Raw genomic sequence first — 22385 nt, forward strand, 5'->3', positions numbered from 1 at the left:
CCTATCAAAACTACTATCATAAGTGCATTATCAAAACCTTTAAAGAGATATGGTGATTTATGTCCAAAGTTGGTTATGCTCGAGTGAGTTCCACGGGTCAAAGCTTAGAAGTGCAACTGGGCAAGTTACATCGAGCTGAGTGCAATAAGATATATCAAGAAAAACGCAGTGGGAGGACGGCTGAACGGTCTGAATTTCAATCTTGCATGAGTTATTTACGTGAAGGGGATACCCTAGTGGTAACCCGACTCGATCGTCTTGCTCGCTCAGTCGTCCACTTAGCCCAGATTGCTTCGCGTTTTCAAAGTGAAGGTATTGATTTGCTCGTTATCGATCAGAACATTGATACGAGCACTTCGACTGGGAGACTCATGTTCAATATGTTGGCTGCTATTGCTGAGTTTGAAAATGACTTGCGGACAGAGAGGCAAGCTGAAGGTATCGCAAAAGCACATGAAAATGGAGTTAAATTTGGTAGGCCTGTAAAACTTACGGACACCTTAAAACAAGCAATTTATGATAAAAGAGCTGAGGGGGCCACTATTGGTCAGCTTGCCAAGGAGTATCACCTTGGAGAAGCTTCTATTTATCGGGCAATAAATTCAGTTAAGCAATCAATTGTTTCCCCCTACTCGATAGATGTTAAAGAGCTGCGAGATTATGGAAAATATAAAACGTGATTGATACTGACTATTGTATGTATTGACGTTTAAAATTAGCCTTACTGTATTAACGTAACATCAATAGGTATGATAAATTTTCCTTATCTAAAGAGCCTTAGCCTAACATTAATATTTCTACGAACAGTTAATGCAGCGAGTCACGGTAGGATCAAACATAAGCCGATTCAAATCGATATCTTCACCACAGACAAAACAGCTGCCATATTCATCGCTATTTATGCGCAATAATGCACCTTCAATAACTTGTAACTGATGCTGCTTGCGTCTCGCAGTTTCTAATTCCATTTGCTGTCCTTGCAATGCATCTATACGTGAAAGACGTCCGAGTCGTGATTGGTCAAGTTCGACAACTTGCACATCACTCGTTTGTGCTGCAATCTGCGCTAACAAACTTTCCAGCATTTGCTGTAACTGTAAATGCAGTTGTTGCTTTAGCTGCTCGTTCATTTCACCTCCAAACTTAAGCGTCAGAACCTATCTCTATTACTATGCACTAACCAGCGTCTTGGATACTGATTAGTGCAATATCAATAGCTGTTAGCGCAATAATAATAATGGGATATGGCTTTTACTGATCATCTTTGTGGTATTGCTTCCCACAAAAAACTCTCTTATCCGCGAATGGCCGTAGGCCCCCATCACCATAAGATCGATGTGATGCTCAAGTTGATAGATCTCAAGAGCCGTTTGAACTTCTCCCTGACAAACAGCGGTAACCACATTGAAATTCGCCGCCATCAGAGATTCGGTCACCAACGCCAGTTCTGCTGTCGCCTGTGATTGAGCATCAGACACCATCACCAAATGACATTCAAGCCCTTTTAAGAGTGGACTTGTTAGCACTTGATTAAGGGCTTTTTTCGCAGTAATGCTGCCATCGTAGGCAATCATAAATCGTTTCGGTGCTTCAAACTCTGTCATCACCACTAAAATAGGCTGCTTAACTGTGCGAATGACGTTTTCTAGATGGCTGCCAATCGCCTGCGCTTGATCTTGATGTTGCTCCCCTTGACGCCCCATCACCACCAATCTGGCATGGGATTCTTGCTCTAACAGGGTTTCGACTAAATCGCCGTGACGCTGCAAGGTTTTAACCACGACTGCAGGTTGTGCCTCCACGATGCGCGTTTGCGCATCTTGCAACATATACTTACCCTGCTCGAGTGCCAGCTTGCCCCGGCGCGCTTCGAGCTCAACCATTTCATTGAGCAAGTGCTCCCGTGGGCACTGTTGCAAAGTTAGCGATGAGGCAGCCTTTTGTCTTATTCAAAGGCCTTACATTTCAAAAACTCTGCTTACCAGGCGCATTTCGCCCAGGGGATCACCATAATAAAATGCTGAGGCCTGGCCTTTGCGTAGTGCACGCATCACCTCAATACCTTTGATGGTGGCGTAAGCCGTCTTCATGGATTTAAATCCCAGCGTGGCGCCGATTATCCGTTTCAGTTTGCCATGATCGCATTCAATCACGTTGTTCCGGTACTTAATCTGTCGGTGTTCAACGTCAGACGGGCACCGGCCTTCGCGTTTGAGCAGAGCAAGCGCGCGACCATAGGCGGGCGCTTTATCCGTGTTGATGAATCGCGGGATCTGCCACTTCTTCACGTTGTTGAGGATTTTACCCAGAAACCGGTATGCAGCTTTGCTGTTACGACGGGAGGAGAGATAAAAATCGACAGTGCGGCCCCGGCTGTCGACGGCCCGGTACAGATACGCCCAGCGGCCATTGACCTTCACGTAGGTTTCATCCATGTGCCACGGGCAAAGATCGGAAGGGTTACGCCAGTACCAGCGCAGCCGTTTTTCCATTTCAGGCGCATAACGCTGAACCCAGCGGTAAATCGTGGAGTGATCGACATTCACTCCGCGTTCAGCCAGCATCTCCTGCAGCTCACGGTAACTGATGCCGTATTTGCAGTACCAGCGTACGGCCCACAGAATGATGTCACGCTGAAAATGCCGGCCTTTGAATGGGTTCATGTGCAGCTCCATCAGCAAAAGGGGATGATAAGTTTATCACCACCGACTATTTGCAACAGTGCCTCAGCAATCATATTTTTAAATTATATAACTCCCAACTGAGCTTTTGCTCCAACGATAAGGCTTTCATTTTGAGTTTCTAAGGCAAATAAACCATACATCAAAGGAGAGGCCGCTGCTCTTTCTAAAGTCTGTTCATATAGTTTATTCCAAACTTTACCCCCTAGTTTTTCATACTCGATGATTAGAGTTTTGAGGCTTTCTTCTCCAAACAAAGTTACATGCCCAGCAAAATCAATCGCTGGGTCATCTATATGGGCTGTTGACCAATCAATAACGCCTGAAACAGCTCCATCCTTTGAAGCTAGTACATGCCCAGCATATAAATCGCCATGTATAAATTGGGTGAAATCTGCCCATAGAACATCATTATCCAACCATTTTCTGTAGCGGGTTTCCAATTGCTCACTTATACCAATTTCAGATTTTACTAACTGCAAATTGTTTGCTATTTCAGGTCTTAAATCTGAAGGTTTCATAATTTTCAAATCATTTTCCCGAACTTCTTTTTCAGGAATACTATGGATTTCAAATAAGGTTTTTGCCAAAGATGTTATGTATTTCGGGCTATCTTTGTCCATATTCCAAATTATTTCATAGGTTTCAGCATCCAAATTTAAAACAGGATTATCTTTAAGTATGGGATAAGCCACTAATTCTGTAGATGAAATTCTCCAATCAGGAACCTCTACAGAAAGATGTTTTTTTACCAATTCTAAAATGCGTTTTTCTTTCTTGATTTGTTCCCTCATGCCATCACGACGAGGAATACGCAGCAACCATTGTTGCCCCTTTGTATCAAGAGCAAAAACGACCTTAAAATCAATGCCCATTTCATTGAAATTCATTTTGTCCGTAAGCAACAAGCCGTGTGCTTCAGCAAGTGATTGAATATCTTGAATTGTCATTTTTAATTTCCTTTAAAGAGTTCAATAATTAATGTTCGGATTAGATTGGCTATCATTAACAATCTCTCTCAAAAGTCTTGATGATTTTGTGGTCTTTGATCTCGTAGATAATGTCAGCAATATTATCGACCAATTGCTTGTCATGAGATACGAAGATAATAGTTCCTGCATAGGACTTCATCATTGTTTCTAATGCGGCAATACTTTTTAGGTCAAGATAGTTTCCTGGTTCATCCATAAGCAAAATATTATATTTTCCTAAAAGCATTTTGGATAAAAGCAGTTTGATGATTTCACCTCCCGATAAGTCGGATAAGTTTTTTTGAATATCATTCGCTCCGATCCCCATTGAAGCCAATACTGCACGAATTTCCGCAACTGTGTACTCGCACTCTTCCTGCATAAAGGAGAGCACAGATTTATGCGTGTTAAATTTATATCCTGTTTGTGTAAAGTAGCCAATTTCAGCTTTTGGAGATATGGTTAATCCATCAGCACGTTCTGATATCATTTTTAACAAGGACGTTTTCCCTGTTCCATTCGATCCAGTTATAGCGACTTTAGCGCCAAGCGGTATTATAAAGTTAGCGTCATCAAAGATAGTACGGCTACCAAATTTTAAGCTCAGACCATCTGCCGTAATCGGGAACTTATTGTGCAGTTCTAGGGCTGAACTTTGACGAAAACGAATAGAACGCAAATGCTCTGGTGCTTGAATATCTTCTAATGCAGCCAAACGCTTTTCCATACTCTTAGCTGCCTGATACAGTTTTCTTTGCTTGGTGCCAGTCATTTTTGCATGCCCAAGTCGTCCAGCACTTTCGGTAGAGTTTTTGGATTTTTCTCCTTTTTTCTTATTGTCTAATCGATTAGCTTGCTGGCGTTTTTCTTGCACAGCAGATTCTAATCGCTCCCGTTCCTTCATCATCAGCTCATATTCTACGGCTTGGTGTTGTCGCTCTTCTTCTTTTTGACGCAAGTAATCCGAGTAACCACCCCAATATTCCGTAATTTTACCGTCTTTTAACTCCCATATCTTGTCTACAACCATATCAAGAAAATATCGGTCATGACTGATAACAAGTAATGCTCCATCAAATGCTTTAAGTTGACCAATAAGTAGATCTATTCCATTGAGATCAAGGTGGCTGGTTGGTTCATCCGCTAGAATGCCATGTACTTGTTGGGAAAATGCGGCAGCAATTTTTGCACGAGTTTCCTCTCCGCCACTCATTGTGTCGTTTTGTACATTGGAAACACCAAGGCGAGATAACATTGCCCGGTCTTCGACCGTTTCTATTTCGATTCCGCCCAGTTGGCTGATATGTGCAAAATCACCAAAACGCTGTAATGTCGCTTCGGCTAAAACAATTTCGCCATTAAGTACTTTGAGTAAACTACTCTTTCCTGCTCCGTTATCACCCACAAGACCAATACGGTCATAAGAGTGAATTTCCAATTCATCAATATCCAAAACATCACGCCCAGCATAATCCAAGCGTATGTTTCTCGCTTTAATAATTAAACTCATTTTTATTTACTCCTGTTTAGCTCTTGAAATTTTTTATGCAGCAAACAGGATTTAGGTGAAAACAAAAGCTAGCATCACAGTGTCCTCCCAAAAAAAAAGCTATTCATCCACAGGGTGGACAAATAGCTAGTCAATTAAGTTATAACTGGAAACTATGCACTAAAAGCATACTTATAAATTAAGCATACTTTTACTTTATATATCCGCATATATTCTTAAAGACACAACAAAAGCCCACCATTATAAAATAGTGTCACTATGCAAATAGTTGTGTCTTAACGAATGCGGATAGAATGCATAAACTTACCTAAAAAATAAAATTCAGTTTTATGATAACTTTACTGTTAAAAGAAGTCTAGACAACCTTGTTTTATGCTTGGATATAAGGCTTATTTTAGGCACTGTTGCAAAGTTAGCGATGAGGCAGCCTTTTGTCTTATTCAAAGGCCTTACATTTCAAAAACTCTGCTTACCAGGCGCATTTCGCCCAGGGGATCACCATAATAAAATGCTGAGGCCTGGCCTTTGCGTAGTGCACGCATCACCTCAATACCTTTGATGGTGGCGTAAGCCGTCTTCATGGATTTAAATCCCAGCGTGGCGCCGATTATCCGTTTCAGTTTGCCAGGTAGTGTTCAGAATTCTGTGTCATTTCATTAAACTACGACAAAAAGAGATGACACATGACCAAACCATCCTTCGATATCGAAGCTGCATTGCAAGCCTTGCGTGACGGTAAAGACCTGACTGGCAAAGACGGCATTCTTACCCCGCTTATCAAGCAATTGACCGAAGCGGCCATGCAGGCCGAACTTGAGCAGCACCTCGCCCAAGATGAAACGCCCAATCGCAAAAACGGCTCAACATCCAAGACCATCAAAAGCATCGCTGGGCGCTTTGAACTCAATACGCCTCGTGATCGGGCCGGTACCTTTGAGCCGCAAATCATCAAAAAACACCAGACCCAGTTGACTGACGAGCTGGAGCGCAAAATCATCGCCCTGTTTGCGCTTGGAACTAGCTACCAGGATATCCGGGCGCATATCGAAGAGTTGTACGGCATCCATCTGTCCAACGGTACGCTCAACGCCGTGACTGACAAGCTGCTGCCTGAGTTACAAGCCTGGCGTGACCGTGAGCTGGATGCGATTTATCCGGTGATGTGGCTCGATGCCATTCACTACAAGATCAAGGAAAATGGCCGCTATATCACCAAAGCTGTTTACACCATTCTGGGCCTGAATGTCGAAGGTAAAAAAGAGCTGCTCGGTCTTTATCTGTCAGAGCATGAAGGGGCCCATCACTGGTTAAGCGTGCTGACCGATCTGCATAACCGGGGTGTCAAAGACATACTGATTGCCTGTGTGGATGGCTTGAAGGGCTTCCCTGAGGCCATCGCAAGTATCTATCCTCGAACGGAAGTTCAGCACTGCGTCATCCACCAGATCCGCAACTCATTGAAATATGTTGCCAGCAAGAACCAGAAAGCCTTCATGGTGGATCTGAAGTGCGTGTACAAAGCGGCTACCCTGAGTGCGGCTGAATCGGCGCTGGATGAGTTGGAGGCCAAGTGGGGCGAGAAATACCCAGTCGTCATTAAATCCTGGCGCAATAAATGGGAGACGCTGTCGGCCTATTTTAAATACCCGGAATACGTCAGAACCGCCATCTACACGACCAATGCGGTCGAGGCGGTACACCGGCAGTTCCGCAAACTGACGAAAACCAAAGGCGGTTTCGCCAATGAAAACAGTTTGCTCAAGCTGTTATACGCCGGTATGTTGCAGGCATCAGAACGCTGGACGCTCCCCATCCAGAATTGGAATCTGACGCTGTCGCAGCTATCGATCCATTTCCCCGGCAGATTGGATGATCATATTGACCTATGATCGGCTGACACAGAATATTGAACACCCTCGTTTGCCATGATCGCATTCAATCACGTTGTTCCGGTACTTAATCTGTCGGTGTTCAACGTCAGACGGGCACCGGCCTTCGCGTTTGAGCAGAGCAAGCGCGCGACCATAGGCGGGCGCTTTATCCGTGTTGATGAATCGCGGGATCTGCCACTTCTTCACGTTGTTGAGGATTTTACCCAGAAACCGGTATGCAGCTTTGCTGTTACGACGGGAGGAGAGATAAAAATCGACAGTGCGGCCCCGGCTGTCGACGGCCCGGTACAGATACGCCCAGCGGCCATTGACCTTCACGTAGGTTTCATCCATGTGCCACGGGCAAAGATCGGAAGGGTTACGCCAGTACCAGCGCAGCCGTTTTTCCATTTCAGGCGCATAACGCTGAACCCAGCGGTAAATCGTGGAGTGATCGACATTCACTCCGCGTTCAGCCAGCATCTCCTGCAGCTCACGGTAACTGATGCCGTATTTGCAGTACCAGCGTACGGCCCACAGAATGATGTCACGCTGAAAATGCCGGCCTTTGAATGGGTTCATGTGCAGCTCCATCAGCAAAAGGGGATGATAAGTTTATCACCACCGACTATTTGCAACAGTGCCCCAATCTCGACTATGCTCAATACTCGTGTGCACCAAAGCGAGGTGAGCATGGCGACGGAGGCTCTGTTGCAAAGATTGGCGGCAGTCAGAGGTAGGCTGTCGCTCTGCGCCGATCAGGCGGCTGCTGCGAAATGGTGGTTGAGCATGCCCATGGCCTCCGTCAGCGCCGAGGGCCCAATGCCAAAAGCTCTCTCCACAAGGCGCACCTCGCCCCTGATGCCGGGCTGCAGGCACCAGGGGCGAGCCTGTCCTTTGCGCAGGGCTCGCATGACTTCGAATCCCTTGATCGTGGCATAGGCCGTGGGGATCGATTTGAAACCGCGCACCGGCTTGATCAGTATCTTGAGCTTTCCGTGATCGGCCTCGATCACGTTATTGAGATACTTCACCTGCCGGTGGGCCGTCTCCCGGTCCAGCTTTCCTTCGCGCTTCAATTCGGTGATCGCTGCACCATAGCTCGGCGCTTTGTCGGTATTGAGCGTGGCAGGCTTTTCCCAGTGCTTCAGGCCTCGCAGGGCCTTGCCCAGGAACCGCTTCGCTGCCTTGGCGCTGCGGGTCGGCGACAGGTAGAAATCGATCGTGTCGCCCCGCTTGTCGACTGCCCGGTACAGGTAGGTCCACTTGCCCCGCACCTTGACGTAGGTTTCATCCAGGCGCCAGCTCGGATCAAAGCCACGCCGCCAGAACCAGCGCAGCCGCTTCTCCATCTCCGGGGCGTAGCACTGGACCCAGCGATAGATCGTCGTATGGTCGACCGAAATGCCGCGTTCCGCCAGCATTTCCTCAAGGTCGCGATAGCTGATCGGATAGCGACAATACCAGCGCACCGCCCACAGGATCACATCACCCTGGAAATGGCGCCACTTGAAATCCGTCATCGTTCCGTCCGTCCAATCTCCGCCAAGCATGCTCAAGCTTCACGATTTTTGCAACAGAGCCCGGTATGAACCGCCGCCTCATAGTGCAGTTTGATCCTGACGAGCCCAGCATGTCTGCGCCCACCTTCGCGGAACCTGACCAGGGTCCGCTAGCGGGCGGCCGGAAGGTGAATGCTAGGCATGATCTAACCCTCGGTCTCTGGCGTCGCGACTGCGAAATTTCGCGAGGGTTTCCGAGATGGTGATTGCGCTTCGCAGATCTCCAGGCGCGTGGGTGCGGACGTAGTCAGCGCCATTGCCGATCGCGTGAAGTTCCGCCGCAAGGCTCGCTGGACCCAGATCCTTTACAGGAAGGCCAACGGTGGCGCCCAAGAAGGATTTCCGCGACACCGAGACCAATAGCGGAAGCCCCAACGCCGACTTCAGCTTTTGAAGGTTCGACAGCACGTGCAGCGATGTTTCCGGTGCGGGGCTCAAGAAAAATCCCATCCCCGGATCGAGGATGAGCCGGTCGGCAGCGACCCCGCTCCGTCGCAAGGCGGAAACCCGCGCCTCGAAGAACCGCACAATCTCGTCGAGCGCGTCTTCGGGTCGAAGGTGACCGGTGCGGGTGGCGATGCCATCCCGCTGCGCTGAGTGCATAACCACCAGCCTGCAGTCCGCCTCAGCAATATCGGGATAGAGCGCAGGGTCAGGAAATCCTTGGATATCGTTCAGGTAGCCCACGCCGCGCTTGAGCGCATAGCGCTGGGTTTCCGGTTGGAAGCTGTCGATTGAAACACGGTGCATCTGATCGGACAGGGCGTCTAAGAGCGGCGCAATACGTCTGATCTCATCGGCCGGCGATACAGGCCTCGCGTCCGGATGGCTGGCGGCCGGTCCGACATCCACGACGTCTGATCCGACTCGCAGCATTTCGATCGCCGCGGTGACAGCGCCGGCGGGGTCTAGCCGCCGGCTCTCATCGAAGAAGGAGTCCTCGGTGAGATTCAGAATGCCGAACACCGTCACCATGGCGTCGGCCTCCGCAGCGACTTCCACGATGGGGATCGGGCGAGCAAAAAGGCAGCAATTATGAGCCCCATACCTACAAAGCCCCACGCATCAAGCTTTTGCCCATGAAGCAACCAGGCAATGGCTGTAATTATGACGACGCCGAGTCCCGACCAGACTGCATAAGCAACACCGACAGGGATGGATTTCAGAACCAGAGAAAGAAAATAAAATGCGATGCCATAACCGATTATGACAACGGCGGAAGGGGCAAGCTTAGTAAAGCCCTCGCTAGATTTTAATGCGGATGTTGCGATTACTTCGCCAACTATTGCGATAACAAGAAAAAGCCAGCCTTTCATGATATATCTCCCAATTTGTGTAGGGCTTATTATGCACGCTTAAAAATAATAAAAGCAGACTTGACCTGATAGTTTGGCTGTGAGCAATTATGTGCTTAGTGCATCTAACGCCTGAAATAAGCCGTGCCGCGAAGCGGCATCGGCTTGATTGAATTGTTAGACGGCAAACTCGAGCCAATACTTGTGCAGGCCAACAATATTAGACGAGCACAGCATGGGCATTGCCGCTTTGATCTTCTCCAGTGACCAATTCCACCACTCCATCTCCAGAAGCAATGAAATTTCCTCATCGGTGAAGCGTTTCTTAATCTTCTTAGCGGGATTGCCGCCAACGATAGCGTAAGGCTCCACATCTTTTGTCACCAACGAGCGGCTGCCTATCACCGCACCGTGCCCGATCTTGATTCCGGGCATGACCATTGCCTCAGAGCCGATCCAAACGTCATTGCCAATGACAGTATTACCTGCTTTTTGGAAGGCATCGAGTGCGCTTGAGAATGCAGGTTCTTCCTGCATATAAAAGAACGGGAAAGATGATGCCCAGTCGTACCGATGCCCCTGATTGCCAGCCATGATAAAGGAAGCCCCACTCCCGATAGAGCAGAAACTACCGATGATCAACTTATCAACGTCATCACGGTCCGGAAACAGATACCGTGCGCAGTCATCGAATGAGTGCCCATGATAGTAGCCAGAGTAATAGCTGTACCGCCCAACTTTGATATTGGGGTTCTTCACTTGCTCAGAAAGCAGCTTGCCTTTGAAGGGGCTATCAAAGTAGTTGGTCATAAGAGATCCCGCGGTCTGTGACTTTGCCGTCTAACACCTGAGTTAAGCCGCGCCGCGAAGCGGCGTCGGCTTGGACGAATTGTTAGGCCGCATATCGCGACCTGAAAGCGGCACGCAAGACCTCAACCTTTTCCGCCCCGAGTGAGGTGCATGCGAGCCTGTAGGACTCTATGTGCTTTGTAGGCCAGTCCACTGGTGGTACTTCATCGGCATAGTAAAAGTAATCCCAGATGATCGCCTCCCAGCTGTTACAACGGACTGGCCGCCCGGCGATGACGCCCTCAGCCGCCTCTGGGCACGAGCCCTGCGGAGCCTCCGCGATTTCATACGCTTCGTCTGCCCACCAAGCAGGTTCGCAGTCAAGTAACTCATCCCCGATCTCCGCTAAGAATCCATAGTCCAACTCCTCCATGACGCGCCCGCCGAGCATTTCAACTATTGCCTCGAGCTCGCCGCGCCTCTCGCCGGGAAACGTCAGATCAATATCATCGTGCTTGCGTGTTACACGCCCTAGCCGTGCATCGATCGCCCAGCCCCCACCGATCCAGAGCGGCAGATTTCGCTCATCTGCCGCAGCTAGAATTTTGTGTATCAATGTGACCTGCGTTGTGTCCATGCGGCCTAACTTTGTTTTAGGGCGACTGCCCTGCTGCGTAACATCGTTGCTGCTCCATAACATCAAACATCGACCCACGGCGTAACGCGCTTGCTGCTTGGATGCCCGAGGCATAGACTGTACAAAAAAACAGTCATAACAAGCCATGAAAACCGCCACTGCGCCGTTACCACCGCTGCGTTCGGTCAAGGTTCTGGACCAGTTGCGTGAGCGCATACGCTACTTGCATTACAGCTTACCAACCGAACAGGCTTATGTCCACTGGGTTCGTGCCTTCATCCGTTTCCACGGTGTGCGTCACCCGGCAACCTTGGGCAGCAGCGAAGTCGAGGCATTTCTGTCCTGGCTGGCGAACGAGCGCAAGGTTTCGGTCTCCACGCATCGTCAGGCATTGGCGGCCTTGCTGTTCTTCTACGGCAAGGTGCTGTGCACGGATCTGCCCTGGCTTCAGGAGATCGGAAGACCTCGGCCGTCGCGGCGCTTGCCGGTGGTGCTGACCCCGGATGAAGTGGTTCGCATCCTCGGTTTTCTGGAAGGCGAGCATCGTTTGTTCGCCCAGCTTCTGTATGGAACGGGCATGCGGATCAGTGAGGGTTTGCAACTGCGGGTCAAGGATCTGGATTTCGATCACGGCACGATCATCGTGCGGGAGGGCAAGGGCTCCAAGGATCGGGCCTTGATGTTACCCGAGAGCTTGGCACCCAGCCTGCGCGAGCAGCTGTCGCGTGCACGGGCATGGTGGCTGAAGGACCAGGCCGAGGGCCGCAGCGGCGTTGCGCTTCCCGACGCCCTTGAGCGGAAGTATCCGCGCGCCGGGCATTCCTGGCCGTGGTTCTGGGTTTTTGCGCAGCACACGCATTCGACCGATCCACGGAGCGGTGTCGTGCGTCGCCATCACATGTATGACCAGACCTTTCAGCGCGCCTTCAAACGTGCCGTAGAACAAGCAGGCATCACGAAGCCCGCCACACCGCACACCCTCCGCCACTCGTTCGCGACGGCCTTGCTCCGCAGCGGTTACGACATTCGAACCGTGCAGGATCTGCTCGGCCATTCCGACGTCTCTACGACGATGATTTACACGCATGTGCTGAAAGTTGGCGGTGCCGGAGTGCGCTCACCGCTTGATGCGCTGCCGCCCCTCACTAGTGAGAGGTAGGGCAGCGCAAGTCAATCCTGGCGGATTCACTACCCCTGCGCGAAGGCCATCGGTGCCGCATCGAACGGCCGGTTGCGGAAAGTCCTCCCTGCGTCCGCTGATGGCCGGCAGCAGCCCGTCGTTGCCTGATGGATCCAACCCCTCCGCTGCTATAGTGCAGTCGGCTTCTGACGTTCAGTGCAGCCGTCTTCTGAAAACGACAAACGATGTCAGCCAATAAGTTGTTGTAATAATCGACAAGTGTTTGTTGCAACTCGCCGTCCTGTAAGACTGCATTATCAGTCTGATTCAGGGCGGCTATGGTGTCATTTATACACCATAAACCGATGACGGCTGCACGTAAATCTGTGGATGCTCTTGATGGCGATTCAACGTTTGCTGTCCCACGCATGGCGACAGCATTGTTTAGCCCAGCAATAATCCCATTATAAGTTGGGGGGAGGGGCTCCGACAACTGCAAAGCTATCTTTTCTGTATTGTTTTGGATGTCGTCCGCAAGAATGGTATTCTCGATCAGTTCTCGAGCCAATAATGATGTTTCGAAGCAGACGGCCAACACCGTCTGCTTCGTTTCTGGTTCTTGTTCTTCCACTGCCAGCGCGTTACTGATTGTTACGCACGTAAGTAGCAAAGTGAATGCGCTCTTGAGTCTCATCAACGGTTGCCTCCACAGTCTCGCTGGCACTGGAATCAATGTGAAAATTGTTCTGGATCGGATCAACAGGAATAAATCGATCACAGTCGAACTCTCTTGGAATTATGGTCATGTGCAGTTTCGTTGCTGATGAAAGAGCTTGAATGTACAACTTCTCCCCACCAATGACAGCAATGCGTTGATCGGTATTCTCATACAGGTTGATCACAGCACGAAGATCAGGAACGACAGTAGCGCCTATGACATCTTCTTGTTTTAACGTCGAGGAGATCACGAACGATTCGCGTTCGGGGAGAATTCCTTTCTCCTTGATTCGCTCCTCGGCGCCATCCTTTTCTAACTGCATGTCACGCATGTCAGTATACGTGTGTTTCCCCATAACGCACACGCGGATCTCTTTAGAAATCCGCGTAAATCGCGCCATGTCTTCTTTGCATTTCCATGGAATCTTGCCGCCTTTCCCGAATCCCAACTTAGAATCCACAGCGACTATTAGCTCAAGTTGTGGGTGACTCATTAAAACTCCAAACCAGTCGATGCTGGTTGTTCCAGATATTGCTTACGGAAGGTGGCCAGATCAATCAGTTTGATATTTGCCTTTCCGCTGTTGTTGAGATCGTGCACTTTCTTCAATTTGCCGGAAGATCCGGAAGTGGATGCCGCGATCACCATGGTGGTCTTCGACGAGACTGATGATTGCACTTCACCACCCTCAGCTTCAATCAGCTTCTCCAAGGCCGCGTCACGAAAACCGGTGATCACGATCTTCTCACCGGTAAAACGATCCCCCGAAGTGACCTGCTGTTTGAACCCGATGATTGATTGAATCTTGTTGAATAGCTCGGCATGTTCAGCCATACCTGCAAGCACTTTTGCGGCAGTTTTGTAGCTGAATTTGTCGACGCTAACGATCTGCTCTTCGGTGATGGCATTGAAATCATCCAAGGTCTTAATATCCAAGCCTTCACACAGAGCTTTCATCTTGCGGCGCCCAACGCCGCGCCCAAAGTGGGGCATCGACCCCAACCAAACCGACAGGGGAACACTACTGGGTATAGGAAGTATAAACCACCTTTTTGCTCCTCATCCGAAGTATCTTACCTGAAATTCCCTCACTCGTTTACCGCTCAAGCCCCAATTTTAACTGCCGGTCCAGCCTAAACCGCTCTAATAAGGTTCGATTTGGCGGTAAAATCTCTAGCCTGATAGCTCGAGAGATACAAACTGCCCCACCGCCCCGTTTAAAAGTTGGCAGTGTTGAGCAGTGTTGGATTTGGGGTCGTCAGTCAAAGAGACGACTCTGTGATGGATCGAACAGGCTGGGAGTCAGTGGCGGCGCTCGTTCTGGTGGCAGCTCACGCTGCTTGGCGGCATTCGCCTTGGCTGTTTTCTGTTTCAGATGCTTGAGAATCTGCTCAATGACCTTCGGATCTTCGATGCTGGCAATCACTTTGACGTGACCGCCGCAGTGTTCGCAGACTTCAATATCAATATTGAAGACTCGCTTGAGGCGTTGCATCCAGGTCATGGCGCGGTGGCGCTCTGCAGGACTCTTGTCACGCCAGTTAGTATCGAGACCTTCCGATTTGTCGGGCTTCTTGCCCCGCTTGGCGGGTGTTACTTGAACTCGGTGTTTGCTGTTCGGTGCAAAGACGCCGTGGAAGCGTGTGAGGTTGACTCGCGGCTTAGGTACCAACGCAGCGAGTTTGGCGATGAAGTCCAGCGGCTCGAAGATCACATGGGTGGTGCCATTGCGGTACGGAGTTTTGAGCTCGTAACGCACCTGCCCATTGGCGGTTAATGCCAGACGTTTTTCTGAAACCGCTGGCCGACTAATGTAGCGACACAAGCGCTCAAGCTTATCCCGCTGATGCGCTTCGGCCATCACACCGGCGTGTAGCGAGAAACCAGCATGGTTGGCTACTCGACTGCTTGAGTCGGCTTTATCCTCACGCCCTGGCAAGGTTTGCAGGGTGAAGACTTTGCGCCCTTGCTGGGGGCCGACGGCAATGCGATACGTAACCGAAGCACCATGTAATTGAGTCAGCGTATCGTCTTCGCCCTCTTCCAGTGTCAACCACGTATTCTCGGCATCACGCTCCAAAATCCCACGCTTTTCCATGCAGCGAGCGATGCGATGGCTGAGGGTGTGAGCGAGCGTATTCAGCTCATCGTAAGTGGGTGCCTTGACACGATGGAAGCGTTGCTTGCCATAGTCATCTTCGGCATAGACACCATCGAGAAACAGCATGTGGTAGTGGACATTGAGATTTAGCGCGGAGCCAAAGCGTTGGATAAGAGTCACTGAGCCAGTTTGTGCAGAGGCTTTGGTGTAACCGGCTTTTTTGATCAGATGAGTTGAGAGTGTACGATAGACGATACTCAAGACCTGGCCCATCAGCTGGGGATGGCGAGCCAGCAAAAAGCGTAGCTGGAAAGGAAAGCTGAGCACCCACTGGCGAATGGGCTCCTTGGGGAAGACTTCGTCTATCAGCAGCGCCGCACTCTCGGCCATCCGGCGGGCACCGCAGCTAGGGCAAAAGCCGCGTCGTTTACAGCTGAAGGCGACCAGACGCTCGTGATGACAATCCTCGCAGCGAACCCGCATGAAACCATACTCCAGACGGCCACATTGGAGGAGGTCGTTGAATTCTTGTTGGATGTAGCGAGGCAGGTGTTGACCTTGGGCTTCGAGTGAGGCTTTGAAGGCTGGGTAGTGCTGCTCAACCAGCTGGTAGAGCAGCGTCTGGTCGGGTTGGTGGCGTTCGTAACCGTTTGTTTGAGTGGGCGATTGACTCGCCGTGGCGTTCCTTGCCAGCGACATGGGTATCCTCCGCTGATACTGTGGTTATGTACAGTATCAGCGGCTTGCGTTCAGACGTCCAGTCTGGCCCTAGACATCGCTAAATGCTTAACCCGCAATAGCCCTCACGAGTTGTTATCAGCCACTACCGGTTGAGCGAGAAGGTTTTGGGTTCAGGGTGCTATTGCTCCACCAATCACAATACTGAAGCCCCAACTGTTATCAGTTGGGGCTTTTTCTTGTCTGTTTGCGGCGGTTGCGTTTTATCGGTAGTCGTCGAGCTCTGCACCATCCCACATAAGAGCTTAACGGTGCGATCTTCAACGCCATCACACAAAACTTTCTTTTTCACGCACAGTCAACTTATTGGATGTTTTATTAACAACCCAAAAGGAGATATTTAGCGGGCGGCCGGAAGGTGAATGCTAGGCATGATCTAACCCTCGGTCTCTGGCGTCGCGACTGCGAAATTTCGCGAGGGTTTCCGAGAAGGTGATTGCGCTTCGCAGATCTCCAGGCGCGTGGGTGCGGACGTAGTCAGCGCCATTGCCGATCGCGTGAAGTTCCGCCGCAAGGCTCGCTGGACCCAGATCCTTTACAGGAAGGCCAACGGTGGCGCCCAAGAAGGATTTCCGCGACACCGAGACCAATAGCGGAAGCCCCAACGCCGACTTCAGCTTTTGAAGGTTCGACAGCACGTGCAGCGATGTTTCCGGTGCGGGGCTCAAGAAAAATCCCATCCCCGGATCGAGGATGAGCCGGTCGGCAGCGACCCCGCTCCGTCGCAAGGCGGAAACCCGCGCCTCGAAGAACCGCACAATCTCGTCGAGCGCGTCTTCGGGTCGAAGGTGACCGGTGCGGGTGGCGATGCCATCCCGCTGCGCTGAGTGCATAACCACCAGCCTGCAGTCCGCCTCAGCAATATCGGGATAGAGCGCAGGGTCAGGAAATCCTTGGATATCGTTCAGGTAGCCCACGCCGCGCTTGAGCGCATAGCGCTGGGTTTCCGGTTGGAAGCTGTCGATTGAAACACGGTGCATCTGATCGGACAGGGCGTCTAAGAGCGGCGCAATACGTCTGATCTCATCGGCCGGCGATACAGGCCTCGCGTCCGGATGGCTGGCGGCCGGTCCGACATCCACGACGTCTGATCCGACTCGCAGCATTTCGATCGCCGCGGTGACAGCGCCGGCGGGGTCTAGCCGCCGGCTCTCATCGAAGAAGGAGTCCTCGGTGAGATTCAGAATGCCGAACACCGTCACCATGGCGTCGGCCTCCGCAGCGACTTCCACGATGGGGATCGGGCGAGCAAAAAGGCAGCAATTATGAGCCCCATACCTACAAAGCCCCACGCATCAAGCTTTTGCCCATGAAGCAACCAGGCAATGGCTGTAATTATGACGACGCCGAGTCCCGACCAGACTGCATAAGCAACACCGACAGGGATGGATTTCAGAACCAGAGCTAATCCGGCAGCACTATTACTCCCAAGGGTTCCAGCAGTTGCTCCTGTTGCCAGGCACAGATCTTGACTCCTTCGAGGTTGACCCGTCTGGGGTCGAGCCCATCCAGATCGGCAAAGGTTAGGTCACAGCCCCGCAGATTGACCTGTTGCCAACAGTCGCGGGAGAAGGTGCCGCGGCTGAGATCTGAGCCCATCAAGGAAGCGCCGCTGAGATTGGCATTGCTCCAGTTGTTTTCAAACAGCTCGCATTTTTCCAGGCATTGGCCACTCAAGTTGGTATAGGCCAGGTTGCAACCTGAGATATAAGCCGAGCAGAAGTACATCTTATGGCTGACTTGATTGTAGAAGCGGGCCCGGGAAAAGTTGGCGCCCTTGAGATCGCACTCCCTGAACTCTATGCCAAAGCAGTTGGCACCGCTGAAGTTGGCCAAAGACAGACGGCAGGCCTTGAAACTGGCATCGCGCAGATCGGCATAGCTGAAGTGACACCCTTCAACGGCGCCGCTTTCAATGAAACTGCAATCCTCGAAACTGGCATCCTGCAGCTGACAGTGGCTGAAGTCACACTGATAAAAGCGGCAGCGGCGAAAACGGCTGTCACTCAAATCCTGGCGTGAGAAATCCTCTTGCTGAAAAACTTTATCAATAATATCCATACGGCTTCCTTTAATCAGGGAGGGTGCTAACTCTTTCGGCGAGCTTTGCCTAGGCAGGCAAACATGGGGTTGGTTCGCGCCTTCCCAACAACCTTTGCAGGGGTATAGGAAGTATAAACCACCTTTTTGCTCCTCATCCGAAGTATCTTACCTGAAATTCCCTCACTCGTTTACCGCTCAAGCCCCAATTTTAACTGCCGGTCCAGCCTAAACCGCTCTAATAAGGTTCGATTTGGCGGTAAAATCTCTAGCCTGATAGCTCGAGAGATACAAACTGCCCCACCGCCCCGTTTAAAAGTTGGCAGTGTTGAGCAGTGTTGGATTTGGGGTCGTCAGTCAAAGAGACGACTCTGTGATGGATCGAACAGGCTGGGAGTCAGTGGCGGCGCTCGTTCTGGTGGCAGCTCACGCTGCTTGGCGGCATTCGCCTTGGCTGTTTTCTGTTTCAGATGCTTGAGAATCTGCTCAATGACCTTCGGATCTTCGATGCTGGCAATCACTTTGACGTGACCGCCGCAGTGTTCGCAGACTTCAATATCAATATTGAAGACTCGCTTGAGGCGTTGCATCCAGGTCATGGCGCGGTGGCGCTCTGCAGGACTCTTGTCACGCCAGTTAGTATCGAGACCTTCCGATTTGTCGGGCTTCTTGCCCCGCTTGGCGGGTGTTACTTGAACTCGGTGTTTGCTGTTCGGTGCAAAGACGCCGTGGAAGCGTGTGAGGTTGACTCGCGGCTTAGGTACCAACGCAGCGAGTTTGGCGATGAAGTCCAGCGGCTCGAAGATCACATGGGTGGTGCCATTGCGGTACGGAGTTTTGAGCTCGTAACGCACCTGCCCATTGGCGGTTAATGCCAGACGTTTTTCTGAAACCGCTGGCCGACTAATGTAGCGACACAAGCGCTCAAGCTTATCCCGCTGATGCGCTTCGGCCATCACACCGGCGTGTAGCGAGAAACCAGCATGGTTGGCTACTCGACTGCTTGAGTCGGCTTTATCCTCACGCCCTGGCAAGGTTTGCAGGGTGAAGACTTTGCGCCCTTGCTGGGGGCCGACGGCAATGCGATACGTAACCGAAGCACCATGTAATTGAGTCAGCGTATCGTCTTCGCCCTCTTCCAGTGTCAACCACGTATTCTCGGCATCACGCTCCAAAATCCCACGCTTTTCCATGCAGCGAGCGATGCGATGGCTGAGGGTGTGAGCGAGCGTATTCAGCTCATCGTAAGTGGGTGCCTTGACACGATGGAAGCGTTGCTTGCCATAGTCATCTTCGGCATAGACACCATCGAGAAACAGCATGTGGTAGTGGACATTGAGATTTAGCGCGGAGCCAAAGCGTTGGATAAGAGTCACTGAGCCAGTTTGTGCAGAGGCTTTGGTGTAACCGGCTTTTTTGATCAGATGAGTTGAGAGTGTACGATAGACGATACTCAAGACCTGGCCCATCAGCTGGGGATGGCGAGCCAGCAAAAAGCGTAGCTGGAAAGGAAAGCTGAGCACCCACTGGCGAATGGGCTCCTTGGGGAAGACTTCGTCTATCAGCAGCGCCGCACTCTCGGCCATCCGGCGGGCACCGCAGCTAGGGCAAAAGCCGCGTCGTTTACAGCTGAAGGCGACCAGACGCTCGTGATGACAATCCTCGCAGCGAACCCGCATGAAACCATACTCCAGACGGCCACATTGGAGGAGGTCGTTGAATTCTTGTTGGATGTAGCGAGGCAGGTGTTGACCTTGGGCTTCGAGTGAGGCTTTGAAGGCTGGGTAGTGCTGCTCAACCAGCTGGTAGAGCAGCGTCTGGTCGGGTTGGTGGCGTTCGTAACCGTTTGTTTGAGTGGGCGATTGACTCGCCGTGGCGTTCCTTGCCAGCGACATGGGTATCCTCCGCCGATACTGTGGTTATGTACAGTATCAGCGGCTTGCGTTCAGACGTCCAGTCTGGCCCTAGACATCGCTAAATGCTTAACCCGCAATAGCCCTCACGAGTTGTTATCAGCCACTACCGGTTGAGCGAGAAGGTTTTGGGTTCAGGGTGCTATTGCTCCACCAATCACAATACTGAAGCCCCAACTGTTATCAGTTGGGGCTTTTTCTTGTCTGTTTGCGGCGGTTGCGTTTTATCGGTAGTCGTCGAGCTCTGCACCATCCCACATAAGAGCTTAACGGTGCGATCTTCAACGCCATCACACAAAACTTTCTTTTTCACGCACAGTCAACTTATTGGATGTTTTATTAACAACCCAAAAGGAGATATTTAGCGGGCGGCCGGAAGGTGAATGCTAGGCATGATCTAACCCTCGGTCTCTGGCGTCGCGACTGCGAAATTTCGCGAGGGTTTCCGAGAAGGTGATTGCGCTTCGCAGATCTCCAGGCGCGTGGGTGCGGACGTAGTCAGCGCCATTGCCGATCGCGTGAAGTTCCGCCGCAAGGCTCGCTGGACCCAGATCCTTTACAGGAAGGCCAACGGTGGCGCCCAAGAAGGATTTCCGCGACACCGAGACCAATAGCGGAAGCCCCAACGCCGACTTCAGCTTTTGAAGGTTCGACAGCACGTGCAGCGATGTTTCCGGTGCGGGGCTCAAGAAAAATCCCATCCCCGGATCGAGGATGAGCCGGTCGGCAGCGACCCCGCTCCGTCGCAAGGCGGAAACCCGCGCCTCGAAGAACCGCACAATCTCGTCGAGCGCGTCTTCGGGTCGAAGGTGACCGGTGCGGGTGGCGATGCCATCCCGCTGCGCTGAGTGCATAACCACCAGCCTGCAGTCCGCCTCAGCAATATCGGGATAGAGCGCAGGGTCAGGAAATCCTTGGATATCGTTCAGGTAGCCCACGCCGCGCTTGAGCGCATAGCGCTGGGTTTCCGGTTGGAAGCTGTCGATTGAAACACGGTGCATCTGATCGGACAGGGCGTCTAAGAGCGGCGCAATACGTCTGATCTCATCGGCCGGCGATACAGGCCTCGCGTCCGGATGGCTGGCGGCCGGTCCGACATCCACGACGTCTGATCCGACTCGCAGCATTTCGATCGCCGCGGTGACAGCGCCGGCGGGGTCTAGCCGCCGGCTCTCATCGAAGAAGGAGTCCTCGGTGAGATTCAGAATGCCGAACACCGTCACCATGGCGTCGGCCTCCGCAGCGACTTCCACGATGGGGATCGGGCGAGCAAAAAGGCAGCAATTATGAGCCCCATACCTACAAAGCCCCACGCATCAAGCTTTTGCCCATGAAGCAACCAGGCAATGGCTGTAATTATGACGACGCCGAGTCCCGACCAGACTGCATAAGCAACACCGACAGGGATGGATTTCAGAACCAGAGAAAGAAAATAAAATGCGATGCCATAACCGATTATGACAACGGCGGAAGGGGCAAGCTTAGTAAAGCCCTCGCTAGATTTTAATGCGGATGTTGCGATTACTTCGCCAACTATTGCGATAACAAGAAAAAGCCAGCCTTTCATGATATATCTCCCAATTTGTGTAGGGCTTATTATGCACGCTTAAAAATAATAAAAGCAGACTTGACCTGATAGTTTGGCTGTGAGCAATTATGTGCTTAGTGCATCTAACGCCCGGCTTTGGGGCGGACTTGTAGCCGCAAAGCGGCGGAAAGGCCGTCCCAGCCCCGAAGGGGCGACAACAGCCGTTTGTTAGGCACTTGAACGCTGCCAAAAATGGTACAAGCCTGCAATATCAGACGAGCACAAAAGAGGCATTGCTTCTTTAATTTGCTCCAACGGCCAATCCCACCACTTCATATCTAGCAACATTGAAATTTCCTGTTCTGAAAAGCGCTTCTTTATCTCTTTTGCAGGGTTGCCACCAACAATTGTGTATGGCTCTATATCTTTGGTAACCAAAGCCCGGCTGCCAATTACCGCTCCATGGCCAACCTTTACTCCAGGCATAATCATTGCTTCAGAGCCAATCCACACGTCGCTTCCTATGACGGTATTACCTGCCGCCTGGAAAGCATCAACTGATTCCGAAAATGCCGGTTCCTCATTCATATAGAAAAAAGGGAATGATGTAACCCAATCATATCGGTGACCTTGATTTCCAGCCATGATAAAAGATGCACCCGTCCCTATGGAGCAAAAGCTTCCAATTATCAATTTATCAACGTCATCACGATCAGGCAGGAGGTAGCGAGCGCAATCATCAAATGAATGCCCGTGGTAATAGCCTGAATAATAGCTATAACGGCCCACCTTGATATTTGGGTTCTTTACCTGTTCGACGAGAGGTTTTCCCTTAAACGGGCTCTCAAAATAGTTCTTCATATAATTCCACACCAAAAATCTGCAACAACACCGTTGCCTAACGACTGAGC

At 51.2% G+C, this 22385-nt stretch carries 23 protein-coding genes and 3 pseudogenes; 3 read left to right on the forward strand and 23 right to left on the reverse strand.

From position 1 onward, the window contains the following. Positions 1-59 precede the first annotated feature (59 nt). Complete coding sequence (locus tag WM95_RS21330) at positions 60-680, forward strand: recombinase family protein (RefSeq protein WP_011787804.1); 621 nt, start codon at positions 60-62, stop codon at positions 678-680. Positions 681-797: 117 nt separating this feature from the next. Here WM95_RS21330 and WM95_RS21335 read toward each other — a convergent pair whose 3' ends face one another. The 6 genes and pseudogenes from WM95_RS21335 to WM95_RS27275 all read right to left on the reverse strand — a co-directional run. Beyond that, the gene (locus tag WM95_RS21335; RefSeq protein ID WP_011787803.1) at positions 798-1130 is read right to left on the reverse strand and encodes a TraR/DksA family transcriptional regulator; all 333 of its coding nucleotides are present in this window, start codon (positions 1128-1130) and stop codon (positions 798-800) included. A gap of 90 nt (positions 1131-1220) precedes the next feature. Next, positions 1221-1895, reverse strand: a complete 675-nt coding sequence (locus WM95_RS21340) for a universal stress protein (RefSeq protein ID WP_236901067.1) — start codon at positions 1893-1895, stop codon at positions 1221-1223. 63 nt (positions 1896-1958) lie between these two features. Beyond that, positions 1959-2663: an IS6-like element IS26 family transposase gene (locus WM95_RS21345; RefSeq protein WP_001067855.1), complete on the reverse strand. Its 705-nt coding sequence runs from the start codon at positions 2661-2663 to the stop codon at positions 1959-1961. 83 nt (positions 2664-2746) lie between these two features. Continuing rightward, on the reverse strand, positions 2747-3631 hold the full coding sequence (locus WM95_RS21350) for an Mph(E) family macrolide 2'-phosphotransferase (RefSeq protein WP_000155092.1): 885 nt from the start codon (positions 3629-3631) through the stop codon (positions 2747-2749). A gap of 55 nt (positions 3632-3686) precedes the next feature. After that, positions 3687-5162 carry an ABC-F type ribosomal protection protein Msr(E) gene (gene msr(E) / locus WM95_RS21355; RefSeq protein WP_000052512.1) on the reverse strand — a complete coding sequence of 492 codons (1476 nt, stop codon included), beginning with the start codon at positions 5160-5162 and terminating at the stop codon, positions 3687-3689. A 449-nt stretch (positions 5163-5611) separates the two neighbouring features. After that, positions 5612-5788: pseudogene (locus tag WM95_RS27275) on the reverse strand (IS6 family transposase); the annotation flags it as partial. A gap of 57 nt (positions 5789-5845) precedes the next feature. Between WM95_RS27275 and WM95_RS21365 the strand changes: the two are divergent. Then, positions 5846-7051 (forward strand): IS256 family transposase, encoded by a 1206-nt coding sequence (locus WM95_RS21365; RefSeq protein ID WP_088544805.1) that lies wholly within the window; start codon positions 5846-5848, stop codon positions 7049-7051. A gap of 30 nt (positions 7052-7081) precedes the next feature. On the opposite strand, the pseudogene WM95_RS21370 reads toward WM95_RS21365, so the two are convergent. From WM95_RS21370 to aadB, 6 genes and pseudogenes are all read right to left on the reverse strand, one after another. Next, a pseudogene (locus WM95_RS21370) lies at positions 7082-7615 on the reverse strand (IS6-like element IS26 family transposase); the annotation flags it as partial. A gap of 176 nt (positions 7616-7791) precedes the next feature. Next, entirely contained in the window at positions 7792-8556 is a 765-nt protein-coding gene (locus WM95_RS21390) for an IS6-like element IS6100 family transposase (protein WP_001389365.1), read from the reverse strand. A gap of 174 nt (positions 8557-8730) precedes the next feature. Then, positions 8731-9570, reverse strand: a complete 840-nt coding sequence (gene sul1, locus WM95_RS21400; protein ID WP_000259032.1) for a sulfonamide-resistant dihydropteroate synthase Sul1 — start codon at positions 9568-9570, stop codon at positions 8731-8733. Further along, the gene (locus tag WM95_RS21405; RefSeq protein WP_000679427.1) at positions 9564-9911 is read right to left on the reverse strand and encodes a quaternary ammonium compound efflux SMR transporter QacE delta 1; all 348 of its coding nucleotides are present in this window, start codon (positions 9909-9911) and stop codon (positions 9564-9566) included. Before WM95_RS21405 ends, sul1 (WM95_RS21400) begins: the two co-directional genes overlap by 7 nt. 156 nt (positions 9912-10067) lie before the next feature. Next, positions 10068-10700 (reverse strand): type B-3 chloramphenicol O-acetyltransferase CatB3, encoded by a 633-nt coding sequence (locus WM95_RS21410; protein ID WP_000186237.1) that lies wholly within the window; start codon positions 10698-10700, stop codon positions 10068-10070. Positions 10701-10782: 82 nt separating this feature from the next. Beyond that, entirely contained in the window at positions 10783-11316 is a 534-nt protein-coding gene (gene aadB / locus WM95_RS21415) for an aminoglycoside nucleotidyltransferase ANT(2'')-Ia (RefSeq protein ID WP_000381802.1), read from the reverse strand. A 145-nt stretch (positions 11317-11461) separates the two neighbouring features. On the opposite strand from aadB, the gene intI1 reads away from it, so the two are divergent. Further along, the gene (gene intI1, locus WM95_RS21420; RefSeq protein WP_000845039.1) at positions 11462-12475 is read left to right on the forward strand and encodes a class 1 integron integrase IntI1; all 1014 of its coding nucleotides are present in this window, start codon (positions 11462-11464) and stop codon (positions 12473-12475) included. On the opposite strand, the gene WM95_RS27665 is transcribed toward intI1, so the two are convergent. From WM95_RS27665 to WM95_RS21480, 11 genes and pseudogenes are all read right to left on the reverse strand, one after another. After that, entirely contained in the window at positions 12462-13067 is a 606-nt protein-coding gene (locus WM95_RS27665; protein WP_048228299.1) for a hypothetical protein, read from the reverse strand. The genes intI1 and WM95_RS27665 overlap by 14 nt on opposite strands. A gap of 10 nt (positions 13068-13077) precedes the next feature. Next, positions 13078-13647: a trimethoprim-resistant dihydrofolate reductase DfrA19 gene (gene dfrA19, locus WM95_RS21430; RefSeq protein WP_000019304.1), complete on the reverse strand. Its 570-nt coding sequence runs from the start codon at positions 13645-13647 to the stop codon at positions 13078-13080. Beyond that, positions 13647-14111 carry a BRCT domain-containing protein gene (locus tag WM95_RS21435; protein ID WP_000645230.1) on the reverse strand — a complete coding sequence of 155 codons (465 nt, stop codon included), beginning with the start codon at positions 14109-14111 and terminating at the stop codon, positions 13647-13649. The genes dfrA19 and WM95_RS21435 overlap by 1 nt, the downstream gene beginning before the upstream one ends. Positions 14112-14412: 301 nt before the next feature. Continuing rightward, on the reverse strand, positions 14413-15954 hold the full coding sequence (locus tag WM95_RS21440) for an IS91-like element ISCR1 family transposase (RefSeq protein WP_000050481.1): 1542 nt from the start codon (positions 15952-15954) through the stop codon (positions 14413-14415). A gap of 404 nt (positions 15955-16358) precedes the next feature. Next, the gene (gene sul1 / locus WM95_RS21445; RefSeq protein WP_000259031.1) at positions 16359-17198 is read right to left on the reverse strand and encodes a sulfonamide-resistant dihydropteroate synthase Sul1; all 840 of its coding nucleotides are present in this window, start codon (positions 17196-17198) and stop codon (positions 16359-16361) included. Continuing rightward, positions 17192-17401: pseudogene (locus tag WM95_RS21450) on the reverse strand (DMT family transporter); the annotation flags it as partial. The gene sul1 (WM95_RS21445) and the pseudogene WM95_RS21450, both read right to left, overlap by 7 nt. Next, positions 17398-18054, reverse strand: a complete 657-nt coding sequence (locus WM95_RS21455) for a quinolone resistance pentapeptide repeat protein QnrA1 (RefSeq protein ID WP_012579084.1) — start codon at positions 18052-18054, stop codon at positions 17398-17400. The pseudogene WM95_RS21450 and the gene WM95_RS21455, both read right to left, overlap by 4 nt. Before the next feature lie 332 nt (positions 18055-18386). After that, positions 18387-19928, reverse strand: a complete 1542-nt coding sequence (locus WM95_RS21460; RefSeq protein ID WP_000050481.1) for an IS91-like element ISCR1 family transposase — start codon at positions 19926-19928, stop codon at positions 18387-18389. Between the two features lie 404 nt (positions 19929-20332). Further along, positions 20333-21172, reverse strand: a complete 840-nt coding sequence (sul1, locus tag WM95_RS21465) for a sulfonamide-resistant dihydropteroate synthase Sul1 (RefSeq protein ID WP_000259031.1) — start codon at positions 21170-21172, stop codon at positions 20333-20335. Next, positions 21166-21513 (reverse strand): quaternary ammonium compound efflux SMR transporter QacE delta 1, encoded by a 348-nt coding sequence (locus tag WM95_RS21470; RefSeq protein WP_000679427.1) that lies wholly within the window; start codon positions 21511-21513, stop codon positions 21166-21168. Before WM95_RS21470 ends, sul1 (WM95_RS21465) begins: the two co-directional genes overlap by 7 nt. Before the next feature lie 189 nt (positions 21514-21702). Further along, complete coding sequence (locus WM95_RS21480; RefSeq protein ID WP_000800689.1) at positions 21703-22335, reverse strand: type B-2 chloramphenicol O-acetyltransferase CatB11; 633 nt, start codon at positions 22333-22335, stop codon at positions 21703-21705. Between the last annotated feature and the right edge of the window lie 50 nt (positions 22336-22385).

Source organism: Enterobacter cloacae complex sp. ECNIH7 (assembly GCF_002208095.1).
In the GTDB taxonomy this organism is placed as follows: Bacteria; Pseudomonadota; Gammaproteobacteria; order Enterobacterales; family Enterobacteriaceae; genus Enterobacter; species Enterobacter cloacae_M.

Bases quoted from the DNA above. Each gene is read 5' to 3' on its own strand.
- WM95_RS21330 (WP_011787804.1), top strand. From the start codon at position 60: ATGTCCAAAGTTGGTTATGCTCGAGTGAGTTCCACGGGTCAAAGCTTA.
- WM95_RS21335 (WP_011787803.1), bottom strand. From the start codon at position 1,130: ATGAACGAGCAGCTAAAGCAACAACTGCATTTACAGTTACAGCAAATG.
- WM95_RS21345 (WP_001067855.1), bottom strand. From the start codon at position 2,663: ATGAACCCATTCAAAGGCCGGCATTTTCAGCGTGACATCATTCTGTGG.
- WM95_RS21350 (WP_000155092.1), bottom strand. From the start codon at position 3,631: ATGACAATTCAAGATATTCAATCACTTGCTGAAGCACACGGCTTGTTG.
- WM95_RS21365 (WP_088544805.1), top strand. From the start codon at position 5,846: ATGACCAAACCATCCTTCGATATCGAAGCTGCATTGCAAGCCTTGCGT.
- WM95_RS21390 (WP_001389365.1), bottom strand. From the start codon at position 8,556: ATGACGGATTTCAAGTGGCGCCATTTCCAGGGTGATGTGATCCTGTGG.
- sul1 (WP_000259032.1), bottom strand. From the start codon at position 9,570: ATGGTGACGGTGTTCGGCATTCTGAATCTCACCGAGGACTCCTTCTTC.
- WM95_RS21405 (WP_000679427.1), bottom strand. From the start codon at position 9,911: ATGAAAGGCTGGCTTTTTCTTGTTATCGCAATAGTTGGCGAAGTAATC.
- WM95_RS21410 (WP_000186237.1), bottom strand. From the start codon at position 10,700: ATGACCAACTACTTTGATAGCCCCTTCAAAGGCAAGCTGCTTTCTGAG.
- aadB (WP_000381802.1), bottom strand. From the start codon at position 11,316: ATGGACACAACGCAGGTCACATTGATACACAAAATTCTAGCTGCGGCA.
- intI1 (WP_000845039.1), top strand. From the start codon at position 11,462: ATGAAAACCGCCACTGCGCCGTTACCACCGCTGCGTTCGGTCAAGGTT.
- dfrA19 (WP_000019304.1), bottom strand. From the start codon at position 13,647: ATGAGTCACCCACAACTTGAGCTAATAGTCGCTGTGGATTCTAAGTTG.
- WM95_RS21435 (WP_000645230.1), bottom strand. From the start codon at position 14,111: ATGAAAGCTCTGTGTGAAGGCTTGGATATTAAGACCTTGGATGATTTC.
- WM95_RS21440 (WP_000050481.1), bottom strand. From the start codon at position 15,954: ATGTCGCTGGCAAGGAACGCCACGGCGAGTCAATCGCCCACTCAAACA.
- sul1 (WP_000259031.1), bottom strand. From the start codon at position 17,198: ATGGTGACGGTGTTCGGCATTCTGAATCTCACCGAGGACTCCTTCTTC.
- WM95_RS21455 (WP_012579084.1), bottom strand. From the start codon at position 18,054: ATGGATATTATTGATAAAGTTTTTCAGCAAGAGGATTTCTCACGCCAG.
- WM95_RS21460 (WP_000050481.1), bottom strand. From the start codon at position 19,928: ATGTCGCTGGCAAGGAACGCCACGGCGAGTCAATCGCCCACTCAAACA.
- sul1 (WP_000259031.1), bottom strand. From the start codon at position 21,172: ATGGTGACGGTGTTCGGCATTCTGAATCTCACCGAGGACTCCTTCTTC.
- WM95_RS21470 (WP_000679427.1), bottom strand. From the start codon at position 21,513: ATGAAAGGCTGGCTTTTTCTTGTTATCGCAATAGTTGGCGAAGTAATC.
- WM95_RS21480 (WP_000800689.1), bottom strand. From the start codon at position 22,335: ATGAAGAACTATTTTGAGAGCCCGTTTAAGGGAAAACCTCTCGTCGAA.